Annotated in this window: 12 protein-coding genes; 6 read left to right on the top strand and 6 right to left on the bottom strand. The window is 67.9% G+C overall.

The window, feature by feature from the left end; genetic code table 11:
• Positions 1-5 precede the first annotated feature (5 nt).
• The 3 genes from HEQ22_RS15485 to HEQ22_RS15475 are packed head-to-tail and all read left to right on the top strand — an operon-like array spanning position 6 to position 2,182.
• A complete protein-coding gene (locus HEQ22_RS15485) occupies positions 6-923 on the top strand; it encodes a cell division protein FtsX (protein WP_432768731.1) in 918 nt (305 codons plus the stop codon).
• On the top strand, positions 920-1,450 hold the full coding sequence (locus tag HEQ22_RS15480) for a YdcF family protein (protein WP_432768730.1): 531 nt from the start codon (positions 920-922) through the stop codon (positions 1,448-1,450). The genes HEQ22_RS15485 and HEQ22_RS15480 overlap by 4 nt, the downstream gene beginning before the upstream one ends.
• Positions 1,451-1,462: 12 nt before the next feature.
• Entirely contained in the window at positions 1,463-2,182 is a 720-nt protein-coding gene (locus tag HEQ22_RS15475) for a lysophospholipid acyltransferase family protein (RefSeq protein ID WP_432768729.1), read from the top strand.
• Positions 2,183-2,268: 86 nt separating this feature from the next.
• Here the strand turns inward: HEQ22_RS15475 and HEQ22_RS15470 are convergent, their stop codons facing one another.
• Entirely contained in the window at positions 2,269-3,171 is a 903-nt protein-coding gene (locus HEQ22_RS15470) for a prephenate/arogenate dehydrogenase family protein (protein WP_432768728.1), read from the bottom strand.
• Positions 3,171-4,286, bottom strand: a complete 1,116-nt coding sequence (hisC, locus tag HEQ22_RS15465; protein WP_432768727.1) for a histidinol-phosphate transaminase — start codon at positions 4,284-4,286, stop codon at positions 3,171-3,173. The genes HEQ22_RS15470 and hisC overlap by 1 nt, the downstream gene beginning before the upstream one ends.
• 91 nt (positions 4,287-4,377) lie before the next feature.
• Here hisC and metX point away from each other — a divergent pair, with 91 nt between their 5' ends.
• Together metX and metW are read left to right on the top strand one after the other, a co-directional pair.
• Entirely contained in the window at positions 4,378-5,499 is a 1,122-nt protein-coding gene (metX, locus tag HEQ22_RS15460) for a homoserine O-acetyltransferase MetX (RefSeq protein WP_432768726.1), read from the top strand.
• A 4-nt stretch (positions 5,500-5,503) separates the two neighbouring features.
• Entirely contained in the window at positions 5,504-6,091 is a 588-nt protein-coding gene (metW, locus tag HEQ22_RS15455) for a methionine biosynthesis protein MetW (protein WP_432768725.1), read from the top strand.
• 17 nt (positions 6,092-6,108) lie between these two features.
• Here metW and HEQ22_RS15450 read toward each other — a convergent pair whose 3' ends face one another.
• Positions 6,109-6,753: a TetR/AcrR family transcriptional regulator gene (locus HEQ22_RS15450; protein ID WP_432768724.1), complete on the bottom strand. Its 645-nt coding sequence runs from the start codon at positions 6,751-6,753 to the stop codon at positions 6,109-6,111.
• A gap of 215 nt (positions 6,754-6,968) precedes the next feature.
• On the opposite strand from HEQ22_RS15450, the gene HEQ22_RS15445 reads away from it, so the two are divergent.
• A complete protein-coding gene (locus tag HEQ22_RS15445) occupies positions 6,969-9,362 on the top strand; it encodes a TonB-dependent receptor (protein ID WP_432768723.1) in 2,394 nt (797 codons plus the stop codon).
• 444 nt (positions 9,363-9,806) lie between these two features.
• Here the strand turns inward: HEQ22_RS15445 and HEQ22_RS15440 are convergent, their stop codons facing one another.
• The 3 genes from HEQ22_RS15440 to HEQ22_RS15430 are packed head-to-tail and all read right to left on the bottom strand — an operon-like array spanning position 9,807 to position 13,106.
• Positions 9,807-10,943 (bottom strand): CaiB/BaiF CoA transferase family protein, encoded by a 1,137-nt coding sequence (locus HEQ22_RS15440; RefSeq protein ID WP_432768722.1) that lies wholly within the window; start codon positions 10,941-10,943, stop codon positions 9,807-9,809.
• Positions 10,936-12,138 (bottom strand): acyl-CoA dehydrogenase, encoded by a 1,203-nt coding sequence (locus tag HEQ22_RS15435; protein WP_432768721.1) that lies wholly within the window; start codon positions 12,136-12,138, stop codon positions 10,936-10,938. The genes HEQ22_RS15440 and HEQ22_RS15435 overlap by 8 nt, the downstream gene beginning before the upstream one ends.
• A 41-nt stretch (positions 12,139-12,179) precedes the next feature.
• Positions 12,180-13,106, bottom strand: a complete 927-nt coding sequence (locus tag HEQ22_RS15430) for a hypothetical protein (protein WP_432768720.1) — start codon at positions 13,104-13,106, stop codon at positions 12,180-12,182.
• Positions 13,107-13,120: the final 14 nt, after the last annotated feature.

The raw sequence follows: 13,120 nt of genomic DNA, 5'->3' as shown, positions 1-13,120 counted from the left end.
CGCCGATGATCATCCCGCGCGTCCCCGTCCAGCACCGCCGCCTGCTCCCCGACCGCCGGCTGTCGGGTCCGACGCCGTGGATCATCGCGATCCTGATGATGCTGACCCTGCTCGCCGCCGCCGCCGGCGTCGGGCTGGCGCGCGCCGCGAACGGCATCGGCGACGCGATCGCCGGGCGGGTGACGGTGCAGATCGTCACCGCCAACCCGGTCACCCGCGCCGAACAGGCGAGCGCGCTGCGCCGCGCCGCCGCGGCGCAGCCCTATGTCCGCGCGGCGCGAACGGTCGAGCAGGAGGAACTCCGCGCCACCCTCGGCCAGTGGTTCGGCAGCGAAGCGAACGGCGCGGGGGGCGACGACCCGGTGCTGCAATCGCTGCCGCTGCCCGCGCTGGTCGACATCGATTTCGTCGGCAGCGAGCGCGACGCGCCGCTGCGCCAGCTGCGCGCGCTGGTCGCTGCCGAAGCGCCGGGAGCGCGGATCATTCCGCATGCCGAATGGCTGGGGCCGGTGGCGCAGCTGATCCGGTCGCTGGCGTGGATCGCCGGCGCGCTCGTGCTGCTGATGACGCTGGCGAGCGCGGCGGTGGTGATCATGACCGCGCGCGCTGCGCTCGCAACCCATTTTCCGACGATCGAAATGCTGCACCTGATCGGCGCCACCGATCGCCAGATCACCCGGCTGTTCCAGCGGCGCATCGCGATCGACACCGCCTATGGCATCGCGCTCGGCACGGTCGTCGCGGCGGCGCTGTTGCTGCTGGTCAGCTGGCAATGGTCGGGGGTCACCGCCGGGCTGGCGGCGACCGCGTCGCTCGGCGCCTGGGGCTGGGCGCTCTTGCTGGCGCTGCCGCTATTGGCTATCGCGCTGGCAGCCCTGACGGCGCGCCAGACCCTGCTCGCCGCGCTCAAGAAGATTTTATGATCAAGCGCCTCTTGTCTCTCCTGTTCCTGGCGTGGGTGCTCGGCTTTGCCTGGTTCGCCCTGTTGCCGCCGCTGCCCGCCGCGCCGCAAAAGACCGACGCGATCGTCGTGCTCACCGGCGGGCCGGGACGGATCGACCGCGCGCTCGAACTGCTCGAGGCCGGACAGGCGAAGCGGGTGCTGATCAGCGGCGTCGCGCGCGAGGTGAAACCGCGCGAACTCGCCGCCGAATACAAGCGCCCGCTGCGGCTGTTCGACTGCTGCATCGCGCTGGGGTTCGAGGCCGAGGATACGCGCTCGAACGCGACCGAAGTCGCGACCTGGGTTGCGCGGCGCAACTACCAGACGGTGCGGCTCGTCACCACCGACTGGCACATGCGCCGCGCCGAATATGAAATCGGCCGCGCGGTCGGCGACAAGGTGACGATCGTGCCCGACGCGGTGCGCAGCGAGCCCAATTTCGCCACGCTGTTTCGCGAATATCACAAATATCTGGCGGGGCTGGCCGGCGGCCTGCTCGGCCTCTGAGCCCGATCGCCGATGCGCTACACCATCGCCCTTGTCCGCTCGATCCTGTTCTGGATCGCCTTCGTTCTGATGAGCAGCCTCTGCTCGATCGGCGCGATCGTCTCGCTGCCGGTCTCGCACCACGCGACGATCTTTTTCGTCCGCGTCTGGGCGCGCTCGCACCGCCTGTTCTGCCGCTTCCTGCTCGGCCAGACGATCGTCGTCGACGGCACCATGCCTGACGCGCCGGTGCTATATGTGTTCAAGCATGAATCGGCGTTCGAGACGATCGAGCAGCCGATGCTGTTCCGCCATCCCGCGGTCTTCGCCAAGGAAGAATTATTCTCGATCCCCGTCTGGGGGAAAGCGGCGAGCTTCTACGGCCTGATCCCGGTCGATCGCGACGGCGGCGGCAAGGCGATGCGCGCGATGCTCGGCGCCGCCAAGGCCGCGCTCGCCAAGGGCCGGCCGCTGGTGCTGTTCGCCGAGGGTACGCGCGTCCCGCATGGCGAGGCGCCGCAGCTGCGCCCCGGTTTCGCCGGAATGTACCGCCTGCTCGGCATCGACGTCATTCCCGTCGCGGTGGACAGCGGCCTCGCCTATCCGCCGCGCAAGTGGGTCAAATGGCCCGGCACGATTACCTACAAGATCGGCGAGACGATCCCCGCCGGCCTGCCGCGCGACGAAGCCGAGGCGCGGGTGCGCGTGGCGATCAACGCGCTCAATCCGCCGGCGGCATTGCTGGAAGCCTGACCGTCGCCCCCGCGAAAGCGGGGGCCGCTGGCCACGTTGCGCTACATCGAAAGCGGTCCCCGCCTTCGCGGGGACGACGGATATTCCTAATGCCGCCGCCCGAAATCGGGCGCCGGATCGTCCTGACCCTCGGCGATGATCGAGCGCCTTATAGCCCGCGTCCGCGTGAACCAGTCCTCCAGCTTGGCGGCATCGCCGCGGCGGATCGCCTGCTGCAGCACCGTCAGATCCTCGTTGAAGCGCTGCAGGGTCGCGAGCACCGCATCCTTGTTGGCGAGGAAGACGTCGCGCCACATCACCGGGTCGCTCGCCGCGATGCGCGTGAAGTCGCGGAAACCGCCCGCCGAATATTTGATCACCTCGCTCTCGGTGACCTCTTCCAGCTCGCTCGCGGTGCCGACGATCGTATAGGCGATGAGGTGCGGCAAATGGCTGGTGACCGCGAGCACCATGTCGTGGTGCGCGGCGTCCATGACGTCGACCTTCGCGCCGAGCGCTTCCCAGAAGCCGGTGAGCGCCGCCACCGCGGCGGCGGGCGCGTCGGCATCGGGGGTGACGATGCACCAGCGGCCGTCGAACAATGACGCAAAGCCCGCCGCTGGCCCGCTATTCTCGGTCCCCGCCACCGGGTGCGCCGGGATCACGACATGACCGGGCAGCGCCGCGCGCAGCGCCGCGCCGACCCCCGCCTTCGACGATCCGACGTCGGAGACGATGACCCCGCCCCGCAATCCCGCCGCCGCCGCGCGCGCCGCATCGGCCATGCCGCCGACAGGTACCGCAAAGATGACGAGGTCGGCCTCGGCGACCGCTGCGACCGGATCGTCGGCGACGGTGTCGCAGAGGCCGAGCGCGCGCGCGACATCGCGCACGTCGGCGCTGGCGTCATAGCCGGTGACCGCCACCTGCGGCAGCCGGTCCTTGACCGCGCGCGCAATCGACGAGCCGATCAGGCCCAGCCCGACAATCGCGACGCGTGCGATGGCCATCAGCCGTTCAGCGCGGCGCGGATCGCCGCCGCCAGTCCGCGCGTTTCGTCCTCGGTGCCGATCGTCATACGCAGCGCATTCGGCAGACCCTGCCCCGGCAGCCAGCGGACGATATAGCCTGCGTCCATCAGCCGCTGGTACATCGTCTCGGCGCTGACATCGCCTTCGAACAATGTCAGCAGGAAATTGCACGCCGACGGGACGACACGGAGGCCGTGGTTGCCCAGGCTTTCGAGTTCGCCCGCCAGCCAGGCGCGCCATTTGGCGTTATGGTCGCGGCTGGCGGTGACGAAATCGGTATCGCCGATCGCCGCGATCGCCGCCGCCTGTCCGGCGCGCGTCACGTTGAACGGCAGGCGGATGCGGTGCAGCGCCGCAATCACCTCGGCGCTGGCATAGCCCCAGCCGATGCGCTCGGCGGCGAGGCCGTGGATTTTCGAAAAGGTCCGCGTGACGAAGACATTGGGCTGGGTCTTGGCCAGCTCCAGCCCGCCGTCGTCCTCGTTCGGCGCCAGATATTCGGCATAGGCCTGGTCGATCACGAACAGCACGTCCTTCGGCAGCCCGGCGTAAAGCCGCGCCACCTCCTCCTTCGACGCCAGCGTGCCAGTCGGATTGTTCGGATTGGCAAGATAGACGACGCGCGTCCGGTCGGTCACCGCGGCGAGCAGCGCATCGACGTCGGTCGCATAGTCGCGGTCGTCGGCCTCGACCGGCACCGCGCCGACCCGGCGCGCCGCAATCTCATAGACCGCGAAACCATAGCGGACATAGAGGATTTCGTCGCCGGCCCCGGCATAGGTGCCCGCGGCGAGGTGGAGCAGCTCGTCCGAGCCGTTGCCGCAGATCACCCGCGCCGGATCGAGACAGTATGTCGCCGCGATCGTCTCGCGCAGTGCGTTCGAACCCGGATCGGGATAGCGCGACAGTGCATCGGCCGCCCCCTGCGCTGCGGCAAACGCCGCGCGCGCCTTGTCGCCGGTGCCGAGCGGATTCTCGTTCGCGCTCAATTTGATCAGCGGACGGCCGTCGGCGCCGGCCGACTTGCCGGGAACATAGGGGGCGATGCCGCTGATCCACGGCTTCGGGGTGAGGGTCGGGGTCGTGTCCGTCATGCCGCGGCGTTTAACGGCTGTGCGCGCCAAGTCCAGCGCCCAGTCCCGCACGTTGACAGCGTCCCCGCGCCCGCTTAGCCCCGCGCGAACCATGGCGAGCCTGCTCCACCAGATCCAGCACCAGGGCGTGACGCTCGATGCGCCGCTGCCGCTCGACAGCGGGCAGGCGCTGCCGTCGGTGACGATCGCCTGGCAAAGCTATGGCGCCCTGAACGCCGACAAATCGAACGCGGTGCTGATCTGCCACGCGCTGACCGGCGACCAATATGTCGCGAGCGACCATCCGGCGACCGGCAAGCCCGGCTGGTGGGCACGCATGGTCGGCCCCGGCAAGCCGATCGACACCGACCGCTTCCACGTCATCTGCGCCAACGTGCTCGGCAGCTGCATGGGATCGAGCGGCCCCGCTTCGCCCGACGCGGCGACCGGCGCCCCGCTCGGCATGGCCTTTCCCGTCATCACCGTCGGCGACATGGTGCGCGCGCAGGCGATGCTGCTCGATCATCTCGGCATTGCGCGGCTGCATGCGGTGGTCGGCGGATCGATGGGCGGGATGCAGGCGCTCGCCTGGGCCGCCCACTATCCGGGCCGCATCGGCGCGGCGATCATCATCGCCAGCGCGGCGCGCCATTCGGCGCAGAATATCGCCTTCCACGAGGTCGGGCGACAGGCGATCATGGCCGACCCCGACTGGCAGGACGGCCAATATTATGGCAGCGCGCGCGCGCCGACCAAAGGCCTCGCCGTCGCGCGGATGGCGGCGCACATCACCTATTTGTCCGAAGCCGGGCTGACCGAGAAATTCGGCCGCCGCCTCCAGGCACGCGACATCAAGAGCTTCGGCTTCGACGCCGATTTCCAGGTCGAATCCTACCTTCGGCATCAGGGGCTCGCGTTCACCGACCGCTTCGACGCCAACGCCTATCTCTACATCACCCGCGCGATGGATTATTTCGACCTCGCCGATCCGCACGACGGCCGCCTCGCCGGCGCCTTCGCCAGCGCAAAGAACGTCCGCTTCACCCTCGTCAGCTTCGACACCGACTGGCTCTATCCGACCGCCGAATCGCGCCGCATCGTCCAGGCGCTGCAAAGCGTCGGCGCCGCGGCGAGCTTCGTCGAGCTGTCGGCGCCGTTCGGCCATGACTCGTTCCTGCTCGATGTGCCCGCGCTCGACCGCCTCGTCGCCGGCGCCCTCGGCGGGGGGCAGTGACGCCATGACATTGCGCCCCGACCTTGCGATCATCGCCGCGGCAGTTCCCGCGGGCGCGCGCATTCTCGACGTCGGTTGCGGCGACGGCACGCTGATCGCCGCGCTGCGCGCCGCCGGAGTCGATGCGCGCGGGCTCGAGATCGATCCCGCCAACGTCACCGCGGCGATCGCGCGCGGGCTGTCGGTGGTGCAGGGCGACGCGAACCGCGACCTCGGCGACTATCCCGATGACGCCTTCGACTATGCGATCCTGTCGCAGACGCTGCAGACCACCGAGCGCCCCGACAAAATTGTCGACGAGCTGCTGCGCATCGCGCCGCGCGCCTTCGTCAGCTTCCCCAATTTCGCGCATTGGCGCATCCGCCTCGCGCTGCTGTGGGGCGGACGGATGCCGGTGACGCGGCTGCTGCCGGTGGCGTGGTACGAGACGCCGAACATCCACCATGTCACGGTCAGCGATTTTCGCGACCTTGTCGGCGCACGCGGCATCGCGGTGGAAGGCGCCTGGTATCTGACCGGCGACAAGCCCGCGAGCGACGCCGCGGCAAGCTGGCGCGCCGAACATGCGATTTTCCTGATTTCGCGGGGCTGACCGGCTTTCGCCGGTGGTTAATCCCGCTTCATCAGCCCGTTGGCGACGAAATCATTCGCGATCCGCGCGATCTCCGAAATATCGGCGTCTTCGTCCCACAGGCCATAGCGCATACCCAGAAACACGTTCATGCCGCCGATCGCCCAAGCATGGATTTCGCTGACGTCGGCGCGGATCTCGCCGCGCGCAGCCCCCGCCTCCAGCCGCTGGCGCACGCGCGCCACCGTCGTTTCATAGTGGCGGCGATAGCTCGCGTAATCGACGAACTCGGCCTCGTCGATGATCCGGTAGATTTCCTTATGCTCGCGCACGAAGCCCAAAAAGGATTCGAGCCCGATGCGTTCGGCGCTGATCTCGTCGGGCGCCGCCTGCACCAGCGGCGTCACATGGTCGCGCAGTTGCTCGCTCATATAGCGGACGAGCGCCTGGAAGATTTCGTCCTTCGAATCGAAATAGGTATAGAAACTGCCGAGCGCGGTGCCGGCGCGGCGGGTGATCGCGCTGATCGACGCTTCGTGAAACCCGCGCTCGCCGAATTCGACCGCCGCCGCGTCGAGCAGCTTGCGCAACGTCTTGCGTCCGCGCTCGGTGCGCGGCGTCTTGTCGCGGGCGCCCGCCTCGACGTCGGCGTCCCCGTCGGATGATCGCGGTTGATGATCCATGGCTGCCTTTGCGCTCCCCGCTCCGTTCGGCCCGGCGTTTCCCCGCCATCGTGGCATTTCCGCACCACTGGCAAGCAAAAAACGCGGCGCCCGCATATTCCAAGTTGAAACTTGGTTCACCTTTCATTATTGGCAGACGCGCGGCTTGGCAAGCACCGGGTCCAAGAAAAACATCGAAGGGCGACGAGGGGTCGCCCGCGACATGGGAGAAGATCATGCGTCCTTTCGTCCGCCGGCTGCGCCGGGCCGTCTTCGCGAGCAGCGCGCTCGGCCTGCTCGCCTTTGCCCCGCCCGTCCACGCGCAGGACGCCGCCGATCCGGTCGCAAGCGCCGATGACAGCGACGGCGACATCATCGTCACCGCACGCCGCCGCGACGAACGGCTGATCGACGTGCCGATCGCGGTCACCGCGATCTCGGGCGCCGCACTCGAAGCCGCCGGCGCGATCGACATCACCGACGTCCAGAATCAGGCGCCGAACGTCACGCTCGAAAATTCGCGCGGCACCAATTCGACCCTCACCGCCTTCATCCGCGGCGTCGGCCAGCAGGATCCGGTGCCGGGGTTCGAGGCCGGGGTCGGCATCTATCTCGACGACGTCTATCTCAACCGGCCGCAGGCGGCGGTGCTCGACATCTACGACGTCGAGCGGATCGAGGTGCTGCGCGGGCCGCAGGGCACGCTCTATGGCCGCAACACGATCGGCGGCGCGATCAAATATGTCACCAAGCGCCTGCCCGCCGATTTCTCGCTCAAGCTCAAGGGCACCTACGGCAGCTATGACCAGGCCGACGGCGTCCTGACCGTCAGCGCCCCGATCGGCGACATGCTGCGCGTCGGCGGCTCGGTAGCGCGCCTCTCGCGCGGCGGGTTCGGCGACAATCTGACCATCCCGGGGGTCGAAAATTACAACAAGGATGTGTGGGCCGGTCGCGGCACGATCGAATTCGGCTCGCCCGACGACCGCTTCCTCATCCGCCTGTCGGGCGACTACACCCGCGACAAGTCCGACCCGCGCAACGGCCACCGGCTGACCCCCAGCCTGCTCACCGGCGCGCCCGTGCTCGACGACGTCTATGACACCCGCGCCGGGCTCAACGATCCGAAGCAGGATGTCGAGGCATACGGCCTGGCGATGAACGTCCGCGCCGCGCTGTCGGACGAACTGACGCTGCGCAGCATCTCGTCGTTCCGCAAGGACACCAGCCTGACCCCGATCGACTTCGACGCGCTGCCGACGGTCGATGTCGACGTCCCCGCCATCTACCGGAACGAACAGATCAGCCAGGAATTCCAGCTGCTCTATGAAAGCGACCGGCTGAGCGGGCTCGTCGGCTTCTATTATCTCGACGCCAAGGCTGCGACCAAGTTCGACGTCATCCTCGCCACCACCGGGCCGCTGATCGGCGTGCCGCTCGCCAGCGGCTTCGGGCAGCAGACGCGCGGCGACGTGCGCACCGAAACCTGGTCGGTGTTCGGCGACTTCACCTACGACTTCAACGACTGGCTCAGCCTGTCGGCGGGCGGGCGCTTCACCCGCGACACCCGCCGCTCGGCGATCTACAAGGCGAACCGCCTCGGCGGCGCCGACCCCGAATTCGGCGGCAACGGGGTCAACCTCGGCGCCCCCATCACCGATTTCCGGGGCAAGGCGACGTTCGAGAAATTCACCCCGCGCGTGTCGCTGTCGGTCAAGCCGAACGAGGATATGCTGGTCTACGCCAGCTATTCGAAAGGCTTCAAGGGCGGCGGTTTCGACCCGCGCGGCAGCGCCAACATCACCCCGAACACCGACGGTGTCGCCGGGCCGCCGACGTATCAGGAAATCTACGACTTCTTCCTGTTCGAACCCGAAACCGTCGACAGCTATGAAGTCGGCATCAAGGGCACCGTGCTCGACCGCGCTTTGACCTATGCCCTCACCGGCTTCTATGCCGATTACACCAATGTCCAGATCCCCGGATCGGTCGGGGTCGACGCCAACAACGACGGTATTTTCGAAGGCTTCGCCGGGGTCACCACCAACGCCGCCGCCGCCAGCTTCAAAGGCATCGAGGCAGAGTTTCAGGCGCGCTTCGCCCGCGATTTTGCCGGCCCGGGCTCGCAGGTCACGCTCGGCGGCACGCTCGGCTATATCGACGCCCAATATGACGAATTCAACACGATCATCGCCGGCAGCGCGGTCGACGTCGCCGATTTCCGCGCGATCCAGAACACCCCGAAATGGACCGCAGCGGGCACCCTCGGCATCAGCGTCGGCGGGCTCGGCGGGCTGATCGGCGCCTCATCGACGCTGTCCTACCGCAGCAAGACCAACCAGTTCGAAATCCCCAGCCCCTTCCTCGACCAAAAGGGCTATGCGCTGCTCGACGCCAGCATCGTGTGGACCTCCGAAGACGACCGCTTCAGCCTCGGCCTCTACGGCAAGAACCTGACCGACAAGCAGTATATCACCTCGGGCTATCAGTTTGCGGTGGGCAACGCGATCACCGGCCAGCCGACGATCACCAATGGCAACATCACCCCGTCGCTCGGCCGCGAGGGCGTGGTCACCGCCTTCTACGGTAACCCGCGCCAGCTGTTCGTGAGCGGCACGGTCAGATTCTGACCGCAAGTCGCGCTTGAAAAGGGAAAACGGGGCGCCCGCTGCGGCGTCCCTTTTTTGGGCAGGCGCGCAATCTCATGCGCCGCGGCTTCTTTGGGGTAGGAAGCGGCCGTCGGCGTAGAGTAAGAATTGGTTCGCGCAGCGAGCTTCATTCAGGGCCGATGGGCCGGGATTTTTTGTTTCACACAAAGGCACAAAGGCACGAAGATGCAGGTTTGCGGCCGCAAGGCCGCCTCCTCCTTATCGCCGCGGCGCTGCGCAACGCTTAAAGAATGAAACCGCTTCGCGGTCAGCACGACATCTTTGTGCCTTTGTGCCTTTGTGTGAAATAACCTTCGCCGCCGTCGGCCCCGCGGCGCTCCGTATCGGCTAGTGCGTTGCCTTCGCCCGTTGGGTCCGCAATCGGTCGCGTTCAGCCATTCAGATGTCCTGTCGTATTGCCTACGATCAGCCGCCGAGCACCGGCGCCCCGGCCCGCGCCACCATCCGCTCGCCATCGATCACGATCGGGCTGGCGACGCCGTCGATCGCCGCCCCGGCGGGCCGAAACCGCATCCCGCGCGCGATGACCTGCGGATCGGCAAACACCTGACCCAGATCGTTGATCGGCCCCGCCGGCACACCCTCGGCCTCGAGCGCAAGTGCCAGCGGCTGCGCCTCCCACGCCGCGATCTTCGCCGCGAGCAGCGGGATCAGGTCGCGGCGGTTCGCAAGCCGCGCGGCATTGCTGGCAAAGCGCGGATCGTCGGCCCATTCGGGGGCGCCGAGGATCGCGCAGAGTTTGCGATATTGCCGGTCGTTGCCGACCGCGATCACCAGCTGGCCGTCGGCGGTCGCAAAGACCTGATACGGCACGACATTGACATGGGCATTGCCCATCCGCCCCGGCACCACCCCGCTCGCCAGATAATTGGCCGCCTGGTTCGCGAGCACCGCGACCTGTGCATCGAGCAGCGCCATGTCGATATGCGCGCCGATTCCCGTGACGTCGCGGCGTCGCAGCGCGGCGAGGATGGCGACCGCCGAATACATGCCGGTAAAGATGTCGGCATAGGCGATTCCGGCCTTTTGCGGCGGCCCGTCGGGCTCGCCGGTCAGCGACATGAACCCGCTCATCGCCTGGACGATATAATCATAACCGGCGCGGTGGGCATAAGGCCCGGTCTGGCCGAAGCCGGTGATTGAGCACACGACCAGTTGCGGAAAATCGGCGCGCAAGGTCGCCGGGTCGAGCCCATATTTGGCGAGCCCGCCGACCTTGTAATTTTCGATCACAACATCGGCGTCGGTCAGCAGCGCTCGCACCGCGGCCTGTCCCTCGGCGGTCGCGATGTCGATCGCGACGCTCGTCTTGCCGCGGTTGCAGCTGTGATAATAGGCGGCGCCCAGCGGCTCGCCATCCGCGCCGGTGACGAACGGCGGGCCCCATGCGCGGGTATCGTCGCCCGCGCCGGGCCGCTCGACCTTGACCACCTCGGCGCCGAGGTCGGCGAGCAATTGTCCGCACCATGGCCCCGCCAGCACCCGCGCCAGTTCGACGACGCGGATGCCCTGCAACGGCTTCACGCCGTCGGACTCAGGCAAAGGCGCTGATGCCGGTGATCGCGCGACCGAGGATCAGGGCATGGACGTCGTGCGTGCCCTCATAGGTGTTCACCGTCTCGAGGTTCACCGCGTGGCGGATCACATGATAGTCGGCCGAAATGCCGTTGCCGCCGTGCATGTCGCGCGCGACGCGCGCGATATCGAGCGCCTTGCCGCAATTGTTGCGCTTGAGCAGGCTGATCGCATCGGGAATCAGCCGCCCCTCGTCGATCAGCCGCCCGACGCGCAGCGCCGCCTGCAAGCCCAGCGCGATTTCGGTGAGCATGTTGGCGAGCTTGAGCTGAACGATCTGGTTCGCCGCCAGCGGCCGCCCGAACTGCTTGCGCTCGCCGGTGTAACTGCGCGCCGCTTCATAGCAGAATTCGGCGGCGCCCATCGCGCCCCAGCCGATGCCGTAGCGCGCGCGGTTGAGGCAGCCGAACGGGCCTTTCAGCCCCGACACATGCGGGAGCAGCGCATCTTCGCCGACCTCGACCGAATCCATCACGATCTCGCCGGTGATCGAGGCGCGTAAGGAAACCTTGCCCTCGATCTTCGGCGCCGACAGGCCCTTCATCCCCTTTTCGAGCACGAAGCCGCGAATCGCGCCGTCATGCGCCTCCGACTTCGCCCACACGACGAACACGTCGGCGATCGGCGAATTGGTGATCCACATCTTCGCGCCCTTGAGGCGATAGCCGCCTTCGATCTTTTCGGCGCGCGTGCGCATCCCGCCGGGGTCGCTGCCCGCGTCGGGCTCGGTCAGCCCGAAGCAGCCGACGAGGTCGCCCGAGGTCAGCCCGGGCAGGAACTTCCGCTTCTGCTCCTCGCTGCCATAGGCATTGATCGGATGGATCACGAGGCTGCTCTGCACCGAACAGGCCGACCGGTACCCCGAATCGATCCGCTCGACTTCGCGCGCGATCAGCCCGTAGCTGACATAGTTCAGCCCGGCGCCGCCATATTCGGGATCGATCGTCGCGCCGAGCAGGCCCAGCTGGCCCATTTCGGACATGATCTCGCGGTCGAACCGTTCGTCGAGGAAGGCCGAGGTGACGCGCGGCAACAGCTCGCCCTCGGCATAGGCGCGCGCCGCCGCCTGGATCATCCGCTCTTCCTCGCTCAGCTGGTCGGCGAACTGGAGGGGGTCGAACGCGTCGAGCGCCTCGATGCGCTGCGGGTCGGCGAGGGCCATGGGTCAGCTTTCTTCAGGCAGCGGCCCCGGAGGTCGGAGCGCTAGGAGGTCGGAGCGGCCGGATTGCGGGCCAGCGCGGCAGCGGGGCTGTCGCGCGGCTCCAATATCGCCGCGGTCTCGATCAGGTCAAGCGCGCGGCGCGCCTCGTGATAGCGGCGGGCATCGATCAGCCACGCATTGGCGGTCGCCGCGCCCGGCATCGCCTCGACCTCGGCGATCGCCTTGTCGACCTGTCCGCCGCCCAGGTAACGGCGCGCGCGTTCGAGCCGTTCGGACGCCCGCGGCGACTGGGTGCCCGCAGCGCGCACGACGAACAATTCGCCAAACTCGCGGCGGATACCGGTCCACAGGCTGCCGTTGCCGTCGCTCCGCCCGACGAGCTGCGGCGCCAGCGTGTCCATTTCGGTGCGCAGCTGTTCCAGCGTGACCGGGTCGCGCGAGGTGTCGATGATCGTCTTCACCGCATTGGGCTGGTCGTCGCCGAAGCGCAGCCGCAGCTGCGCGTCGAGATAGCCTAGCGACAGGCCGCGATCGAGCGCGCGGCGCACCGCAAAGGCGACGAGCAGACCCTCGGCGCGCGAGGCATTGCCCGACGCCGATTCGGCTTCGAGGGTGATTCGCGACAACCGCTGTTCCAGTTCGGCAACCCGCGTGGCGAGCGCATTCGCGCCATCGACCGGGGCGACGACCAGCGCCGGCTGGCCCGCCGCGGCGGTCGCGGTTGCGGCTTCGGTCGGCGCCGCGCCGACCGCCGCCAGCGCGCGATCCTGTATGCTCGGGGCCGCGCCCTTCGTCGCCGCCGTTGCCTGGTTGCCGTCGGCGAGCAGGCGGTTCATCGCCCAGCCGCCGCCGACGATGCCGACGAGCAGCAGGATGAGCGCGCCGATGGCGATCATCCGGAACGACGGACCCCTCGCCGCAGCCCCGCCGCCGGTGGACGCGGGAGTGTCGATGCTATCGATAGCCATGTACCTCTTTCGAA

The sequence above is a fragment of the Sphingopyxis sp. genome, assembly GCF_050916055.1.
Classification (GTDB): domain Bacteria; phylum Pseudomonadota; class Alphaproteobacteria; order Sphingomonadales; family Sphingomonadaceae; genus Sphingopyxis.
The sequence above is the reverse complement of the archived record's forward strand: the minus strand, read 5'-3'. Positions and strand labels throughout refer to the sequence as shown.

Coding starts and splice junctions, on each gene's coding strand:
- HEQ22_RS15485 (WP_432768731.1), top strand. CDS start 6: ATGATCATCCCGCGCGTCCCCGTCCAGCACCGCCGCCTGCTCCCCGAC.
- HEQ22_RS15480 (WP_432768730.1), top strand. CDS start 920: ATGATCAAGCGCCTCTTGTCTCTCCTGTTCCTGGCGTGGGTGCTCGGC.
- HEQ22_RS15475 (WP_432768729.1), top strand. CDS start 1,463: ATGCGCTACACCATCGCCCTTGTCCGCTCGATCCTGTTCTGGATCGCC.
- HEQ22_RS15470 (WP_432768728.1), bottom strand. CDS start 3,171: ATGGCCATCGCACGCGTCGCGATTGTCGGGCTGGGCCTGATCGGCTCG.
- hisC (WP_432768727.1), bottom strand. CDS start 4,286: ATGACGGACACGACCCCGACCCTCACCCCGAAGCCGTGGATCAGCGGC.
- metX (WP_432768726.1), top strand. CDS start 4,378: ATGGCGAGCCTGCTCCACCAGATCCAGCACCAGGGCGTGACGCTCGAT.
- metW (WP_432768725.1), top strand. CDS start 5,504: ATGACATTGCGCCCCGACCTTGCGATCATCGCCGCGGCAGTTCCCGCG.
- HEQ22_RS15450 (WP_432768724.1), bottom strand. CDS start 6,753: ATGGATCATCAACCGCGATCATCCGACGGGGACGCCGACGTCGAGGCG.
- HEQ22_RS15445 (WP_432768723.1), top strand. CDS start 6,969: ATGCGTCCTTTCGTCCGCCGGCTGCGCCGGGCCGTCTTCGCGAGCAGC.
- HEQ22_RS15435 (WP_432768721.1), bottom strand. CDS start 12,138: ATGGCCCTCGCCGACCCGCAGCGCATCGAGGCGCTCGACGCGTTCGAC.
- HEQ22_RS15430 (WP_432768720.1), bottom strand. CDS start 13,106: ATGGCTATCGATAGCATCGACACTCCCGCGTCCACCGGCGGCGGGGCT.